The sequence below is a fragment of the Candidatus Cloacimonadota bacterium genome (assembly GCA_019429305.1).
Lineage (GTDB): Bacteria > Cloacimonadota > Cloacimonadia > Cloacimonadales > JAJBBL01 > JAHYIR01.
The window spans coordinates 37,199-51,806 of record JAHYIR010000008.1 but is presented as its reverse complement, the minus strand read 5'-3'; the positions used below and the strand labels follow the sequence as shown (position 1 = coordinate 51,806).

The 14,608-nt window shown below is 35.8% G+C and carries 12 protein-coding genes and 3 tRNA genes; 2 read left to right on the top strand and 13 right to left on the bottom strand.

The genetic code is table 11. From position 1 onward, the window contains the following. Position 1 precedes the first annotated feature (1 nt). The 13 genes from K0B81_05205 to K0B81_05145 form a co-directional block, all read right to left on the bottom strand. Positions 2 to 2,398, bottom strand: a complete 2,397-nt coding sequence (locus tag K0B81_05205; GenBank protein MBW6515999.1) for a hypothetical protein — start codon at positions 2,396 to 2,398, stop codon at positions 2 to 4. Next, a complete protein-coding gene (locus K0B81_05200) occupies positions 2,391 to 3,089 on the bottom strand; it encodes a protein-L-isoaspartate(D-aspartate) O-methyltransferase (GenBank protein ID MBW6515998.1) in 699 nt (232 codons plus the stop codon). The genes K0B81_05205 and K0B81_05200 overlap by 8 nt, the downstream gene beginning before the upstream one ends. Before the next feature lie 20 nt (positions 3,090 to 3,109). Next, complete coding sequence (locus tag K0B81_05195) at positions 3,110 to 3,757, bottom strand: SagB/ThcOx family dehydrogenase (protein MBW6515997.1); 648 nt, start codon at positions 3,755 to 3,757, stop codon at positions 3,110 to 3,112. Positions 3,758 to 4,056: 299 nt separating this feature from the next. Then, positions 4,057 to 4,335: an integration host factor subunit beta gene (locus tag K0B81_05190; GenBank protein ID MBW6515996.1), complete on the bottom strand. Its 279-nt coding sequence runs from the start codon at positions 4,333 to 4,335 to the stop codon at positions 4,057 to 4,059. Between the two features lie 205 nt (positions 4,336 to 4,540). Next, a complete protein-coding gene (locus K0B81_05185) occupies positions 4,541 to 5,287 on the bottom strand; it encodes a UDP-2,3-diacylglucosamine diphosphatase (GenBank protein MBW6515995.1) in 747 nt (248 codons plus the stop codon). 14 nt (positions 5,288 to 5,301) lie between these two features. After that, on the bottom strand, positions 5,302 to 5,973 hold the full coding sequence (locus K0B81_05180; protein ID MBW6515994.1) for a DUF4159 domain-containing protein: 672 nt from the start codon (positions 5,971 to 5,973) through the stop codon (positions 5,302 to 5,304). Positions 5,974 to 6,078: 105 nt separating this feature from the next. Continuing rightward, positions 6,079 to 6,999, bottom strand: coding sequence for a DUF4340 domain-containing protein (locus K0B81_05175; protein ID MBW6515993.1), 921 nt, complete (start codon positions 6,997 to 6,999; stop codon positions 6,079 to 6,081). Then, on the bottom strand, positions 6,986 to 8,656 hold the full coding sequence (locus tag K0B81_05170) for a GldG family protein (GenBank protein MBW6515992.1): 1,671 nt from the start codon (positions 8,654 to 8,656) through the stop codon (positions 6,986 to 6,988). Before K0B81_05170 ends, K0B81_05175 begins: the two co-directional genes overlap by 14 nt. A gap of 10 nt (positions 8,657 to 8,666) precedes the next feature. After that, positions 8,667 to 9,383, bottom strand: a complete 717-nt coding sequence (locus K0B81_05165; protein MBW6515991.1) for an ABC transporter permease — start codon at positions 9,381 to 9,383, stop codon at positions 8,667 to 8,669. Then, positions 9,383 to 10,321, bottom strand: coding sequence for an ATP-binding cassette domain-containing protein (locus K0B81_05160; protein MBW6515990.1), 939 nt, complete (start codon positions 10,319 to 10,321; stop codon positions 9,383 to 9,385). Before K0B81_05160 ends, K0B81_05165 begins: the two co-directional genes overlap by 1 nt. Positions 10,322 to 10,596: 275 nt before the next feature. Then, a tRNA-Glu gene (locus tag K0B81_05155) sits at positions 10,597 to 10,672 on the bottom strand. 11 nt (positions 10,673 to 10,683) lie between these two features. Further along, positions 10,684 to 10,759 (bottom strand) — tRNA-Glu (locus K0B81_05150). 7 nt (positions 10,760 to 10,766) lie between these two features. Then, positions 10,767 to 10,841, bottom strand: a tRNA-Lys gene (locus K0B81_05145). A gap of 627 nt (positions 10,842 to 11,468) precedes the next feature. On the opposite strand from K0B81_05145, the gene K0B81_05140 reads away from it, so the two are divergent. Together K0B81_05140 and K0B81_05135 are read left to right on the top strand one after the other, a co-directional pair. Further along, positions 11,469 to 12,389 (top strand): hypothetical protein, encoded by a 921-nt coding sequence (locus K0B81_05140; protein MBW6515989.1) that lies wholly within the window; start codon positions 11,469 to 11,471, stop codon positions 12,387 to 12,389. Between the two features lie 177 nt (positions 12,390 to 12,566). Next, positions 12,567 to 14,600: a hypothetical protein gene (locus K0B81_05135; GenBank protein ID MBW6515988.1), complete on the top strand. Its 2,034-nt coding sequence runs from the start codon at positions 12,567 to 12,569 to the stop codon at positions 14,598 to 14,600. The last annotated feature ends 8 nt before the right edge of the window (positions 14,601 to 14,608 follow it).

Here is a 14,608-nt window from a genome sequence, read left to right as displayed (position 1 = left end):
ATCAAAATCGTAGTATTAGATTAGAAATAAGAGCCAAAAGATAGCAGCCGGCAGCTATAAGCATAACAACAAAGAATCCTGCTTCTACAGCGATTATTGTTGCTAAGACAGTACTGACAACCGAAAAAGAACCATTAATAGCCCAAGCCCAGGAGATATTGTCATTCTCGTTCTGAAAATTTAGGGATTTTATTCCCAAAGGAAAGGGGAAACCTAAGAGAACTGAAAGGGGAGCTAAGTAAAGAATGGTCAGCAGAATTCTGAAGAAAAGATTTATTTGCAGGGTATTGTGTAATAGTGGACTGAGGAACAGACCGTAAATCATAATAAGAAGGACAATTGAAGACAGAATCAAATAGAAATTAATTTTAGTACCAGATAACTTTGATGAAAGGTTACTACCTAATCCCGAGAATAACAGAACGGCAGATATGACAACTGCAGTTGAATAGAGAGGTGTTCCAAGATAGAAGATGAATCGTTGTATGAGGACGATCTCCAGCATCATAAAACCGAGTCCAAGAAAGCAGAAATAGAAGAAAGTCCATGATTTACCGGTAGATTTCCATTTCTTAACTAATAATGGTAAGATAACAAACAGGGCAGTCAGAACAGTAATCTGGAGGAAGGTCAGCAAAACGAGAAAGTATCCCAGTTCCAGAAAGGGAAAACTTCTCAGATCAAAATCCTCTAACAATTCTGATATTCTATTAACTTTCAGAAATTGGAAGAAGTAAGGTCGGATTTCTGACGCTGGTTTAATATTGAATGGATAGTTTTCATAGAAATCTTGCCGTTCGGGACTAAGTATGAGACCCGTATAATGGAAAAGTGACTCATCAGCAAGGATATTGAATCTGCTTCTCTCTTCTCGAGCCAGACCGGGGATTAACAAAATGTCAAAACCCATATCGGTAGCAAAATCTCTTACTTTAGATAAGTTATCTTCTGATAAAGGTTTTTTTGTCACGACGAAAGTTATCATCGACCAGTTACGGATTGCAGCTATATTATGTTCAGGGATTATAATATCATTGTTTTCTAATAATTCTACAATAGTTGCCAAGGTCTTCAATGGGTATCGAAGAGGGTGATCAATCCAGGTTGATATCGTGATCATCCCGTTATCAGATAATCTATCCCACATCAGTTGAAATGCCTGGTTAGTGAGCAAGTACTTTTCTCTCATAGCATAGATACCGGCAGAACCACCGAAAGCATCTGTTAAGGGGAGGGTTATTAGATCATATTCCTCTCTATCGGTCAGCAAGAAGGAATAGGGATCCCGAGGTATTATTTCAACATCTGGACTGTGATAACTACTCTGAAAGCCAAGTTCAGTAAGATCATCCTTGATAAAACTGAATAGTTGAGGATTTCCATCAACAGCGACGATTTGCTTAACATCACGAGCAGTGGCATAAGAGACCATGTCTCCACTACCTGAGTCAAGAATAAGAGTTTTATCTATATCATTCAGGATGAAGGGGAGAGCTATAGTAGAGTAATCGTAATAGTGTTCCTGTTCTTCAATATGCAGAGGGAAGAGCGGACCAATAAAGTCCCCATTGTTGAAGATAACTAATTCGAAGGGAATTTCATCTTGAAAGTTGAGTGATAAACCGGGTGCATATCTTAAATAAGGCGATCTAACCGCCTGTAACAGTCCGTAAGGACTTGTTTTCTCTGCTATTATTTCCGTATCAGGCATATTGAGCACTTTACTGAGACCCTTGTATTCGGACAGATATAATTCTGGTGGTTTTATTATTCCATAGAGTGCAAAAAGAGAAACCAAGCCAAGCAGAGTAAACCAAAGGAGTCTCTTTTTATGGATTGTCATTGCCGCAGCTACGATCGGCAAAAAAGAAATGATAGCAATTGCCTGTTGGGCAGGAGTAAACATGAGTAGTATAATGATCAGTAAACCACCAATAGCCGAGCCGAGCAGATTGAAAAAGTAGAGTTTTCCGATTATATGGGGAGAGCTTCTGAAAGATAAACCGATAAAAAGTCCTCCGAAAAAGAAGGGGAAGAAATAAATCAAGTATGTAAGTAGCAATCTGGCGATATGAGATACTTCATGAAACACCAAATAAGAATCGAAAGCAAGAGAGGGTGATTGGGTTAACCGTAATGAAAAAGCTATTGATAGTCCACAGAACAATAAGAGAATAGGGGATATCGGCGTCGAGTTTTTTAGTAGTGATCGCCTAAAGAGTGTCAGGATAGTACCACTTGCTCCAAATCCAAGTAGAGCAACCGATATAATCATATAGGCAAAATGATACCATTGGATGAGAGAAAGAACCTGGATCAGCAGAAGCTGATAGGCAATTATGGAGATAGAAACAAGAAAAAGAGCCGAATAGAGACGGGAGAAATGAGGATCACTCATCACTTTGTCTGGTGAAGGGGACAAATCTAACAGGCATTAAGGACTTGGTTGTTATAGTATCATTACTTTTTTCAACCAGCATTAGATTCTGCACCATGAAAGGTGATCCGACGGGAATGATCATTTTACCACCATCTTTTAGTTGAGCGATCAATGGTGGTGGAATATGTTCCGTAGCAGCAGTTACAACTATAGCATCAAAAGGAGCGAATTCTTCCCAACCGTAATAACCATCACCCTCTTTGATAAGTACATTATCGTATTCAAGATCATTAATGACTTTAGTAGCTGACTGAGCAAGTTCGGGAATGATCTCAATGGTGTAAACCTCAGAGACGATTTCAGCTAAGATAGCAGCTTGATATCCTGATCCTGTACCTATTTCCAGAACCCGATAATCCTCTTTGGGCTCAATTATCTCTGTCATGTAAGCAACTATATAGGGTTGAGAAATGGTTTGTCCATAACCGATCGGTACTGGTGAATCAGCGTATGCCTGCCCTCTACGATTTGCAGGGATAAAGAGATGTCTGGGAACATTTCTCATGGCTCGTAATGTTGCCTGATCAGTAATGCCACGGGCTTCAATCTGTCTGCTGACCATATTATATCTTTCACGCTGACGAGAATCTCGTGCTGTTAAGAAGGTAACCGCAAGCAGACAGGTCGAAAAAAAAATGAGATACTTCATAATAACAGACAACAGTTCACTTATTTATGTCCTAAGGGCATTAAGTAGAGCGGGATCTGATCGGGGGGTAAGTCTAAAACTCTTTTCATCTCTTCATCATTAAATGCACCTATAACAACTGTTCCCAAACCTAAAGATTCTGCCTGAAGATGAATATTCTGACCTACGTGACCCACTTCCATATGAACATATTTAATACCACGTTCGCCATATCTACCGGTAGTTCTTTCGAAAATAGCTGCAATAATAACAACAAATGCTCCGTCTCTTATAGAAGTTTGACGAAGAGCAGCAGAAGATAGTTCAGCCCTAAGATCCTGATTATGAATTTTTACCAAGTGGTGATTGTCAGGAACATAATGATATAAACCGGCTGATAAACCTTCAACATTGCCAACCGCAGCATAGATCTCCAAAGGAAAGGTGGCTCCAGCAGATGGAGCAGTTTTATAACCTCTATCTTCATGAGTTATTCCCTGTGCTGACCAGAGAATTTGGCTGACAGCCTGCAAATCAACCGGGTTATCACTATATCTTCTAACAGACCGTCTGTTTTGAAGTGCTTGCTCAATGGAGTGGTCGCTATCTAAAGCAGGTTCTGGTAGATTGATAATTTCTCCAGAACTTATTGATTTAGTATCTGTTCTTTCAGCACAGGAAATTGTCATAGGGATCGTGAATAGCATAAAAAACAAGATAGAGAGTATTATTGTATTTTTTAAGGGAGTTAATAACATGATACCTCCTTTTTCTTAGTTTATAATTGATCAACACATTATGTTTTATGGACTTTGTGTAAGCATATCAAATGCGATGTATCTTTATAACATTTTTCAATACAATGAAAAAAAAGCAGATTAATCAGTCAGCTATTGGTTGAAGTAATAGCAGACTTCAAGTATTATGAGTATTAGATGTATTTACCCTGTGAAGAGTTTACAAAACAATATCACAGGGTAAAAATTAACTATTTTTTACTTACAGCGTTCTTGAATTCTTTGGAAAACTTAAATGTAGGAACGGTTCTTGCAGGAATGTTAACCTTTTCACCGGTACGGGGATTGCGGGCTACAGTCTTTTTCCTGTCTTTAACTTTCATTGTACCGAAACCTCTGATTTCAATGTGCTTTCCTTCTATGATACTCTCTTTTACAGTCTCCAGAAATGAATCTACTATAGTAGCTATATCATCTCTTACGAATCCGGTTTTTTCCGAAATGATCTGCACGATATCAGCTTTTGTCATATTTCCTCCTAACAAGTTTCTATCTTATCAATTCTATTTATTTATTTTAGTCAAAGAACTAATTTCTTTTACTTAAAACTATTCCTTTGACTTATCTACTTACTATATTTAAACTTAGTAAGTCACTAGTCGTTACAAACTATTTTTCTCTAAAGATTTAGTCAAGTCAAGAAAGTAGAACAACTTACAAAAAAGTAACAAAAAGTTATCCTGATACTTTATCATTGGGATAATGAAGCAATTCAACTTTGCCGTCGGACATAAGAACATAAGAACTATTGATTACCCAATCGCCTGTATTGATATAAATAGCATTATTAATGTTTTTCTGTTTAGGGGTATGAGAATGCCCCATGACTATCAAATCATACGAGGATGCCAATGAAGCGGCGAACCGATCCAAACCATTAGTACGTAAAGTCTCATTATTATCTGGTAGTGGGTTTCTTGCTCTACTGGTACGTGATATCAATCTGCCAATCTTAAGTGCAATTTCAGGATGGAGTATCGAAAATAAAAATCTAACTATCGGATGTCTGAGCAAATTGCGAAAGAGTTTATAACGGAAATCGTTGGAAGTATAAAGATCTCCGTGGGCTACAAAGACCTTTGTATTATCGATAGTTTCAGTGAAATTATCTAGATATACTTCACAATTGAGGTAGGATTTAAGAAAATTACCAAACCAGAAATCATGATTACCGGCAATAAAGATCAATCTACAGCCTGCTTCATTCAGGTCTGCCAACTTCTTTAGGACGGGGAAGTATCCCTTAATGATAGTGTTGCTCCAATCATACCAGAGATCAAAAATATCACCGGCTAATATCAAAACATCTGCTTTGCTAACCAGACTCCCTAAAAAATCAATTACTTTCTTGTTCCTTTGCTTCTCTTCTTCCTTCTTAGGCAAAAAACTAAGATGAAAATCTGATACTATATAGACTCGCAAGTTTTTCCCTCAGTCTATTGAGTCATAATATAATAAAGCATATTTGTTCCCATTTTAAATGCCTCTTCTGAAACTTCGGGCGGATTATCATGTGCATCAGACCAACCGTCACTGATATTAGTTTCATAAGTATATAAAACCATCAATCTCCCGGTGTCATCAAAGATACCGAATGCTTGTGGTCGTTTACCATCATGTTCATGAATCTTTGGTATGCCTTGTGAAAAAGAAAAATAACAATGAAATAGAGGATGATTTGCCGGGAGTTCGATCATGTCTCTGTCTGGAAAAACCTTGCGAATCTCTCTTCTAAATGCTTCATCCATACCATAGTCATCATCGGCATAAAGAAAACCGCCTTTCAGTAAATAATCTCTTAAATTTCTCGCTTCTCTATCTGAAAAAGTAATATTACCATGGCCGGTCATAAAGATAAAAGGATAATCAAAAAGATTCGCATCTGATGGTCTTACTACTGCTTGAACAGTAGAAAAGTTTGTGTTAAGAGTATTATTGACATATCTTACCAGATTGGGTAAAGCATCAGGGTCATTATACCAGTCTCCACCACCATCGTAATGAAGGCGAGCAAGTTGCGGCATTTCTGTTAAAGCGAACACTAAGTTCGATAGTATCAAAACTCCGACAAAAACAATTGTTAATACAACTATTCTTAGTATTTCCATTTTATCTATCATAGATTTAATAAGCCGTTAAGCAAACTATTTTGTCAAGACAATAAGTGCTTGGATAATCTATACTTATGTTTTGATAAATAATACTAAATCAAACTAGTCCTCAAAATGTTGTGGTGATCTAGTAAAAAGATCAACGGTATCAGTATCAATAATAAAGAGATGATCTGTCATATCATCTCTTTGAACTATAAAATTCTCATTATCTATATCAAAAGCAAAAATGAGAGAGGTCACAGTATCGTTTATCAATCTAATAGTGAGAATAAGTTGCGGATCAAGTAAGAGTGACATGTAATCCTCGTATTGATAATCTATGTAATTAATCAAATTCATCCGTTCAATCTTGGTTAAGATTCTCCTTAGGTTGTTATTATTTTCAGGAATAGAGAATGTGTGTTCTTGATCGGTAAATAACCAAAGAGTATCTGTAGCTGTAATAGTATACTGATTCAGCTCATAGGTTACATCAATTGAAGAAATTTGTCCTCGAGGTATAGAGACGATATTATTGGATCGCCATTGATTAAGGTTTGGATTTACCATAAACGAAATGTTATCAAATAACTGATATACTCGATTATCTTCTGATCTTCGCGCATAGGCAAATGTTCCGCTTCTTCCTATTATTGCACTATCAATCAGTTGGGCATTTCGATCAAAGAATTTTAGTACAGTTCCCCTATCTTCAGTAACTTGATAGTTTGGAAAAGACTCTTCAGATAATGCCACTGGTGTACTGGAAGTTTCGACAGGTAACACTTGAGTAAAAAAGTTATTTAATCTGGTCTGTTCTATCTCGAAGTGAAAAGGGTAATCAATATACCAGTCAAAGCCGTCATTAGAAATTACTAATGTATCTCTGACAGTTTTCATCTCAATAGAAGCTATATTCTCAATATTCACTTTGAAGAATTTTTCTCTTCTTTCTCTGGGGTCTTTTGTATATCTGACAACAAGAAATGCGATAATTAAAAGTACAAATATTGCAATTAGTATTCTGTTATTCTTGCTCATAGATCTTCCTTATTAGTTTTCTTTGACGTATCTGTTTTTGATAATTAAAAGCACCAAAAATCAATAATAGAAATGATGGTAAAAGAATATTCAGCCACCTGACAAACTTTCTGCCAGAAGTACTCAGTTCTCGCAAAGGTTTAAAAACGGTTTCTCTGGCTCTGATCTCTATCAGCGTTGTATCGTCCATTAAATAATCAACTGAGTTCAAAACAAAATCTAGATTTGCTTGTGCTCCAGCACCAGCACCGTCTTTAATAAACTCAGAATCTGCGACTAAAATGATCTTAGCATCATTGGTGCGATAATAAAAATCTTCAGCTAACGAATCATCTTCTTCAGGGAACATATCCAAGTAAAAGCTTTCTATATAGCCGGTATATAGCCCGGCTACTATCTTCGCTGGAGAGTTGAACATCCGACGAAGATCTCTCTGCTGCATATATTTTTCGAAAGATATATCAAACTGTGGTCCTCTTATCTCCCCTGAGTTTTCTGAGGTTTTTAGTAATTCAACGAAATCTAAACTTGGATTAGCTACTCTATCAATTTCAGAGACAAAGATCATCTGCAAGTTTTCCAAATTTCTGGTTACTACATGATCCTTGTTAACATTCGATATAACGGGAAATGGTGGATAACTTACAGGCGTAGCGAAACTAAAGATCCCCTGTTGTCTTTGTACTTGAATCTGACCTGCATTGGCATCAGTTACCAGATTCTCTTTTATTCTGATACCATAATACTCCAAGAGATCAAAGAGATTTGAACGAATCGGGTTCGCTGTCATTGTTTGTAAATTGGCATCAACCCTTTCCTGAAAGAGCAGTAATCTACCACCTCTCATTAAATACTGATCTAGATTGTAAATCTGTTCAATATGAAGTGAATCTTTAACTCCAGCAAAGATCATTGTATTGATATGATAACTAACCGGTTCAGTTAGATCAAGCTGTTCGAGATTGTAATGATCAGAGATCATATCTGATAATAAACTAAACCTTGTTTGAGGTTGTTGCCTACCAGGCATAGCAGGCGGCATTGGTTCTTCGATCTTAAAAAGTCCAACAGTCTTTCTTCCAATATCAGTAATCTTCTTTATTGAACTGGTGATATCATATTCCAATCCCCTTGTGTTCTGAATAAAGGGGATTGTTTCTGTATTACCCTGATAATGAAAAACAAGACCCATAAAAATCTCTCGTATCTCTAGTTTATCATCTTCAACAACTCGCATTGAGACTGGCATTACTTGATTGCGTTGAGCTTCTTGTCGAAGATGATCCTCATCACTCGGATCAACAAATTCAAATCTAATCCTACCACGTGAATATGCTTGATACTCGGAAAGTATATCTCTGGTAAATCTATGAGCATCAGCTAATTGGGCAGGTAAGTTTTTGGTGAAATATGCTTTGATCAGTAAACGATCTGGAAGCTCTCTAACTGTCTCTCTACTGGATCTGGAAAGAGAATAGATCTTGCCGCGTGACAGATCAAAACGAGTAAAAATATTAATAGAAATCAGGTTAATGACTATCAAAATACCAAGTACAATGATTATATTAAACATCATAGAGCGGTGACGTTCACCACGATTCTTGTTTTTTAAATGAGTTGTTTTGGGATCATTATTAACATTAATTTGTTTTTTCATATCCTCCCCCTTACTTCCATTTCCTTGTTTCCATCGAGATAACAGCTAAGCGAAGGAAAAAGACTATTAAGCTCAAGAAATAGATGATGTTGCGCGAATCTATAACTCCTCGGCTAATATTAGAGAAATGATATCCAATACTTAAATACTGGAAAATCTCAACTAAGCTACCTGGTAGAAAAATGAGTATGAACTCTATAATTACAAAGAAGAAAATGAATAGGAAACTAACAATGAAGGCAACGATCTGATTATTAGTAAGGGTCGATGCGAAAATCCCTATAGATGAATAAACCGCACCAATGAGGATTAACCCTAAATAACCACAAAATATTGCACCATAATCAATGTTACTACCTAGCATTACAATTGTTACAAAATGAACTAATGTGAAAACTACTCCTACCAAAGTCAGCAACAGAGCTGCCCAATACTTACCCATAATGATTTGGCTTTCTTTTAGAGGAAGGGTAGTTAATGTTTCCAATGTACCAGCTGTCTTTTCTTTGGCAATACTCCCCATAGTTATAGCCGGTATAAATAAAAGGAAAATCCAGGGAATTGTACCGAATAATGAGCGTAATTCTGCCTGTCCTACTATGAAGAGCGGACTGGCAAAAAACCAACCTGTAATTAGTAAAAAAACTACTAATACAACATAAGCCGAAGCAGAATGAAAGTAGTTCCTAAGTTCATTTTTTACGAGAATAGCTGTTTTACTTAACATCAGGCAACCTCTTTTTCAATTGTTAATGTTCTAAACAGGTCTTCCAGACTCATAAATTCTCGATGCATTTCCAGAATAACCCAGTCCTTTTTTTTAATATAATTATATATATCGCTCCTTAGATCTCTATCAGAACTATATTCTAATACCAGCGATAAAAAACCTTCTTTCGGTGTAATGTTTACTATATCAAGTTCAGGGATGCTGGCTTTCAATAATTGTGCATCAAAATCATCTGCAACTAGATCAAGATTTAATCTGTTTTTACCTTGTAAGCTGGCTTTTAAGTCATCCAGTGTTCCATCTGCTACTATATCCCCTTTATTGATTATTACAATACGGCTACAGACTGCTTGAACCTCTTGTAATATATGACTGGAGAGGATCAAAGTCTTCTCTTTTCCTAATTCCTTGATCAAATCTCTTATTTCGATAATTTGATTAGGATCGAGACCGGCAGTTGGTTCATCAAGTATCAGTATTTTTGGGTCGTGAAGTATTGCTTGTGCTAAACCTACACGTTGACGATAACCTTTTGACAATGTGTGAATTGGTTTTGATACTACTCCGGTTAAACCGCACTTATCAATAACATTACGAAGACTTTTATTGAAAGCTTTTTGATTTAAACCACGCAATTCTCCTATAAATAGAAGATAATCATAGACAGCCATATCAAGATAAAGCGGATTATTCTCGGGGAGGTAACCAATTAGTTCTCTAATTTCTTTTGAATGCTCATAGATGTTATACTGATCAATAAAAATGTTGCCATCTGTTGGAGTAAGAAAGCAGGTCAGGATCTTTAAAGTTGTTGATTTTCCTGCTCCATTGGGTCCTAAAAAGCCGAGGATCTCACCCTCTCCGACTTGAAAATTAATACGGTTTACTGCTCTTACAGAACCATAATACTTGGTTAAATTCTCTATTCGGATCATATAAGCTCCTTCATTTATGTTAGTGTATATTAGTTATTATTTCGATACAATTTTACTTTAATTAATGATGGAAACTCTCAAAACAGTTAGCTCATTTTCTCCAAGACCTCTCTTATACATCTCCTTTCCTGACTTAATGGTCATCTCTTTTCTCTAACGTATTGATAATTCAATTTATTACAAACTATTCTCTTCTGATTAACAAGTCAATTTTTTCGCTTAACTATATACTGTTTTAAAAAAAAAGTCATTACATAGCAGTAATGACTATTAAATGGTAACCCATAGGGGAATCGAACCCCTGTTGCCAGACTGAGAATCTGGAGTCCTAGGCCACTAGACGAATGGGTCAGATGAATTTTTGGTGACCCCTAGGGGAATCGAACCCCTGTTGCCAGAATGAAAATCTGGAGTCCTAGGCCACTAGACGAAGGGGCCATCAAAATGGTGAGCCTGGATGAATTCGAATCATCGACTCTCTGCTTAAAAGGCAGATACTCTACCGCTGAGTTACAGGCCCACAGAATTCATCTGTTCCGTCAAACTTAGAAATACCTTTTTTTTGTCAACCTTTCTTTGATTTTTTTACTTAAGCTTCCTTGGGAAAAGGAAAGTCAGTATATGAAATTATTTAGGATCGACTAAAAAAATGTTAGAGATATCCAGATACCGAGTGAAGATAGATTTGATTCACCAGGATGCTTTATACATTAATAAAAATTATCCCTTATAATAATGTAATACCAATATCCTGTTAACTGATAGATTTAAGCTCTTATTTCATGTTATCAAATTTATATCAAAGTCGGTTGTAAACCATGTTTTTTCAGAATTAAAGCATATTTTATAGATCAACAATAGCTGGGGCTTAAGTTAACTATTGTTGGATATAGTACTTAAGATATCAAGAAATATAACAGTAAAATGAAATAGAGCTTGACATATCTTATAGTATGATAAAATATAGATAACATGAAACTAATCATAAATCTAATTGATAAAGATGAGTCATGGAGTGATGAATTGAAATCAATAAAGATTAATACTAACTATCCACGCATAGCAATGTTTATGCTCACTTAATCATAATATCAAAAATCAGTAGATACGTGAATAACAATAAAATTGAAGCAAATTGGGGGTAATAATGAAGAAATACTTAGCAATAGGTGTGTTGCTATTTGGGCTATCCGGTTACTTAATAGCGTTTCCATTTATTAATTATGGCAATGTTAGAGTACCAGATGCTTATGTAATGCCTCACTTGATGGGTAAAGTATCGATAAATAATTACGTTTATCCTGAAAACGACAGAAAGAACGATAATTATAGCTACAATTGGGCAACTGGAATTAATTTTGGGTTATTCAATTATGGAGAGGTCGGTTTTGTTGCTTCAGGGGACGAGATATACTATGCTCATGTAAAAGTGAAACTACTAACTGAGACAAGTACATTACCCGATATGGCTGTAGGAGTTGATAACCTTTTTTCAAAAATACCATCAAAGGGTCCATTTAAACCCGATTATCCTGATATCGTTGATGTTGGTAATTATCGGCAGAATTCAATTTATATTGCATTTTCAAAAACCACAATAATTAGTGGAATCCCCCAATTCAGAGATCTACCAACGAGAATAACCGTTGGAGCAGGCTCTCATCGTTTTCATGGTTCGGTACAGATCTCTGAACAGTTTGAAGGTATCTTTGGAGCTCTGCAATTTGAACCAGCACGTAATTTTACTATTATTTCAGAGATCGATGGACACAATTGGAACACGGGATTTGAATACCGTTATCATAACTTTTCAGGCAGATTTGACCTCTACCGTATGGAAGAGTGGAATCGAAGAGATCCGAAGTTTGGGTTAACACTCTCATATGTGTTTGATAATTTTGTTTCTCCTGAAAACAGAAGAGACCTATCTCCTTTTAGATCTCTCGACCGTCAATATATCCCTGTACGGGAAGGGACATCATTGGATGAACTACAGAGAATAAGACGACAGAGAGAAAGAGCTGAACAGGAACTAGAAGAGATCAGGAAGTTGTTAGAGGAAGAATAATTGCCTCATAATAAAGTAGAGACTATAGTTAATGATGCCAATCAATCCTTCAACACAATACATCAATCGTTGAGCCTTTCTGGTTGATAGATTCTATTTTACTGATGCAAGGACTTAAATTTATGTCAGATAGCTTATCATATTCATCAGTAACAATTTTTCCATAGGGAACAATCTATGAAATACATATATATGTTAGTATCAATCCTATTATTAGGATTAGTATTAATGCCGGTAATTATTTACTCCGAAACGATAGAAGAATACATTGCACAAGAAAGAGCATTACTCTTTCTTATTGAGGAAGAGCTCGAGCGTCTGAAAGAGATAATCTCGCAAAAAGAACAGATAAATCTATTTCAGCAAAATAATCAAAATGATCTCATCTGGGATTTATTTAATGAGAAAGTTACTGAACTTGAGTCCGCATACCTTGAATCCGACACATATCAAATAGATGTCAAACATCAAGAGATCAGGTATATTTTTAAAGATACAGTAATAGTTCGAGATCACTATCTGTTTTATGATGCCATGTATGATTACTACCGGCGAGATTTTAACAGGTCGAGAGAGAAACTGGAATATTTTACGGAAAATTTTGCCAGTTCAGCAAAGATCAGACAAAGTGTAGCACTATTAAGAACTATCTATATAATGAATGGTCACAATAGAGAATACATCTTTCTACATAATAAATTTTCTCAATATGCAGATGCCAGAAGCAGGTTTTATTTAGGGCAAGCTTATTATAACATCAGAGAATTAGCTGAGGCGAAGTCATTATTTGAAAGGTTGATCCATGATTATGATTATGGACTAAGATCCAGAATAATGATCGGGTTGATTTTATTCAGTAGTTTTCAAACAGAGAAAGCAATTGATCATTTTATTGAACTGTCCTTGAATACCAGTTCTTTGCTCCCTTATTATGATTTTGTAATTCTCTCATTGGCTCGCATCTTAGGGCAAAGTGGAGATTTTCAATCATCTTTACTATATTACAATGAATATCTCGATATAACTTCGAATGAAGTTACAGATGAATTGTATTATGAAATTGCTTTAATAAATAGAGCTTTTGGTGACAATGAGATGGCGTTGTTTTACTTGAATCAGATTATTGAGATGCCTGAGAAGAGTATCTTTTATGATGATGCGATAGTAATGATAGCTAGTATAAAGGCCAATCAAACAGGATACGATAGTTCATTCTCTTTGATCAATGATGTTTTAAGGGCAAACCGAGCTTATGGTGGGATATTAGAATATGAACAGCAGTTATTAGCAAAGTTCAGAAATGATGTTGAGAGTTATATTAATGAACCAACTGCGAACAAGAGGATAGAGCTAAACAGGCAGTATAATGAATTACAAGAGCTATTAGACAGGAATCTCTTACTTGATTTCTCGAGTTTGAATAGAGAAGAACAAGAATATACCAAGTTGATCAATGAAGAGTATGTCATGTTGTTGAAACTGATTACAGATATAAATGATGTAGCACTGAGGATAAGTAGTTTACCAAATGATCGACGGGTTGCACAAATTGAAAGGCAAATATCCGATATTGATACTCTGAGAGTTGATCTTCTTACTTCAAAGTTTCTCTATAGTTTAACAAATGTCACTATTCAGCAGCAGGATGTAAGAAGAGACCAATACAGCTTTTATTCAAGATATCTGAATATGATTGAGTCCTATCGAGTAGGATCGGATCAATATATGAAAGCTCTTAATATAGCTAGAGAAATAGTTAGGCAAGAGAATCAATTAGAAGATCCTGCTACTGGATTGACCACTAATGAAAAAGCTCAACTTAGGAACAGAATTGTTTATTTACTAAATGAAGTAGAGAGAGAGTTTGGAACTATAGATGAAGAAGATGAGTATTTGATTCTACTGAATGAAGAATTGGCAAGTTTAACGCAACTTCGTAATGGTTTGTCAGGAATCAAGGGTTTGGTTGCCAGCAGTTTTCATGAAAAAGTGGCTACAAGAATGAAAAGATCAAACAGAAATTCATTTCAGGGTGGTGATATTACATATTTATTAACGGTTGAATTAATGAACAAGACCAGAAGGGATCTTGATCAAATAAACAGAAAATATGATTATGCCTTGTTGGATATTTTATTCCAAGAAAATGTCAGAAGAGATAGAGAATATCGCTCATTGATACAGCAGTTAGAAGATGAAGGCAATAGGTAGGGGGACAA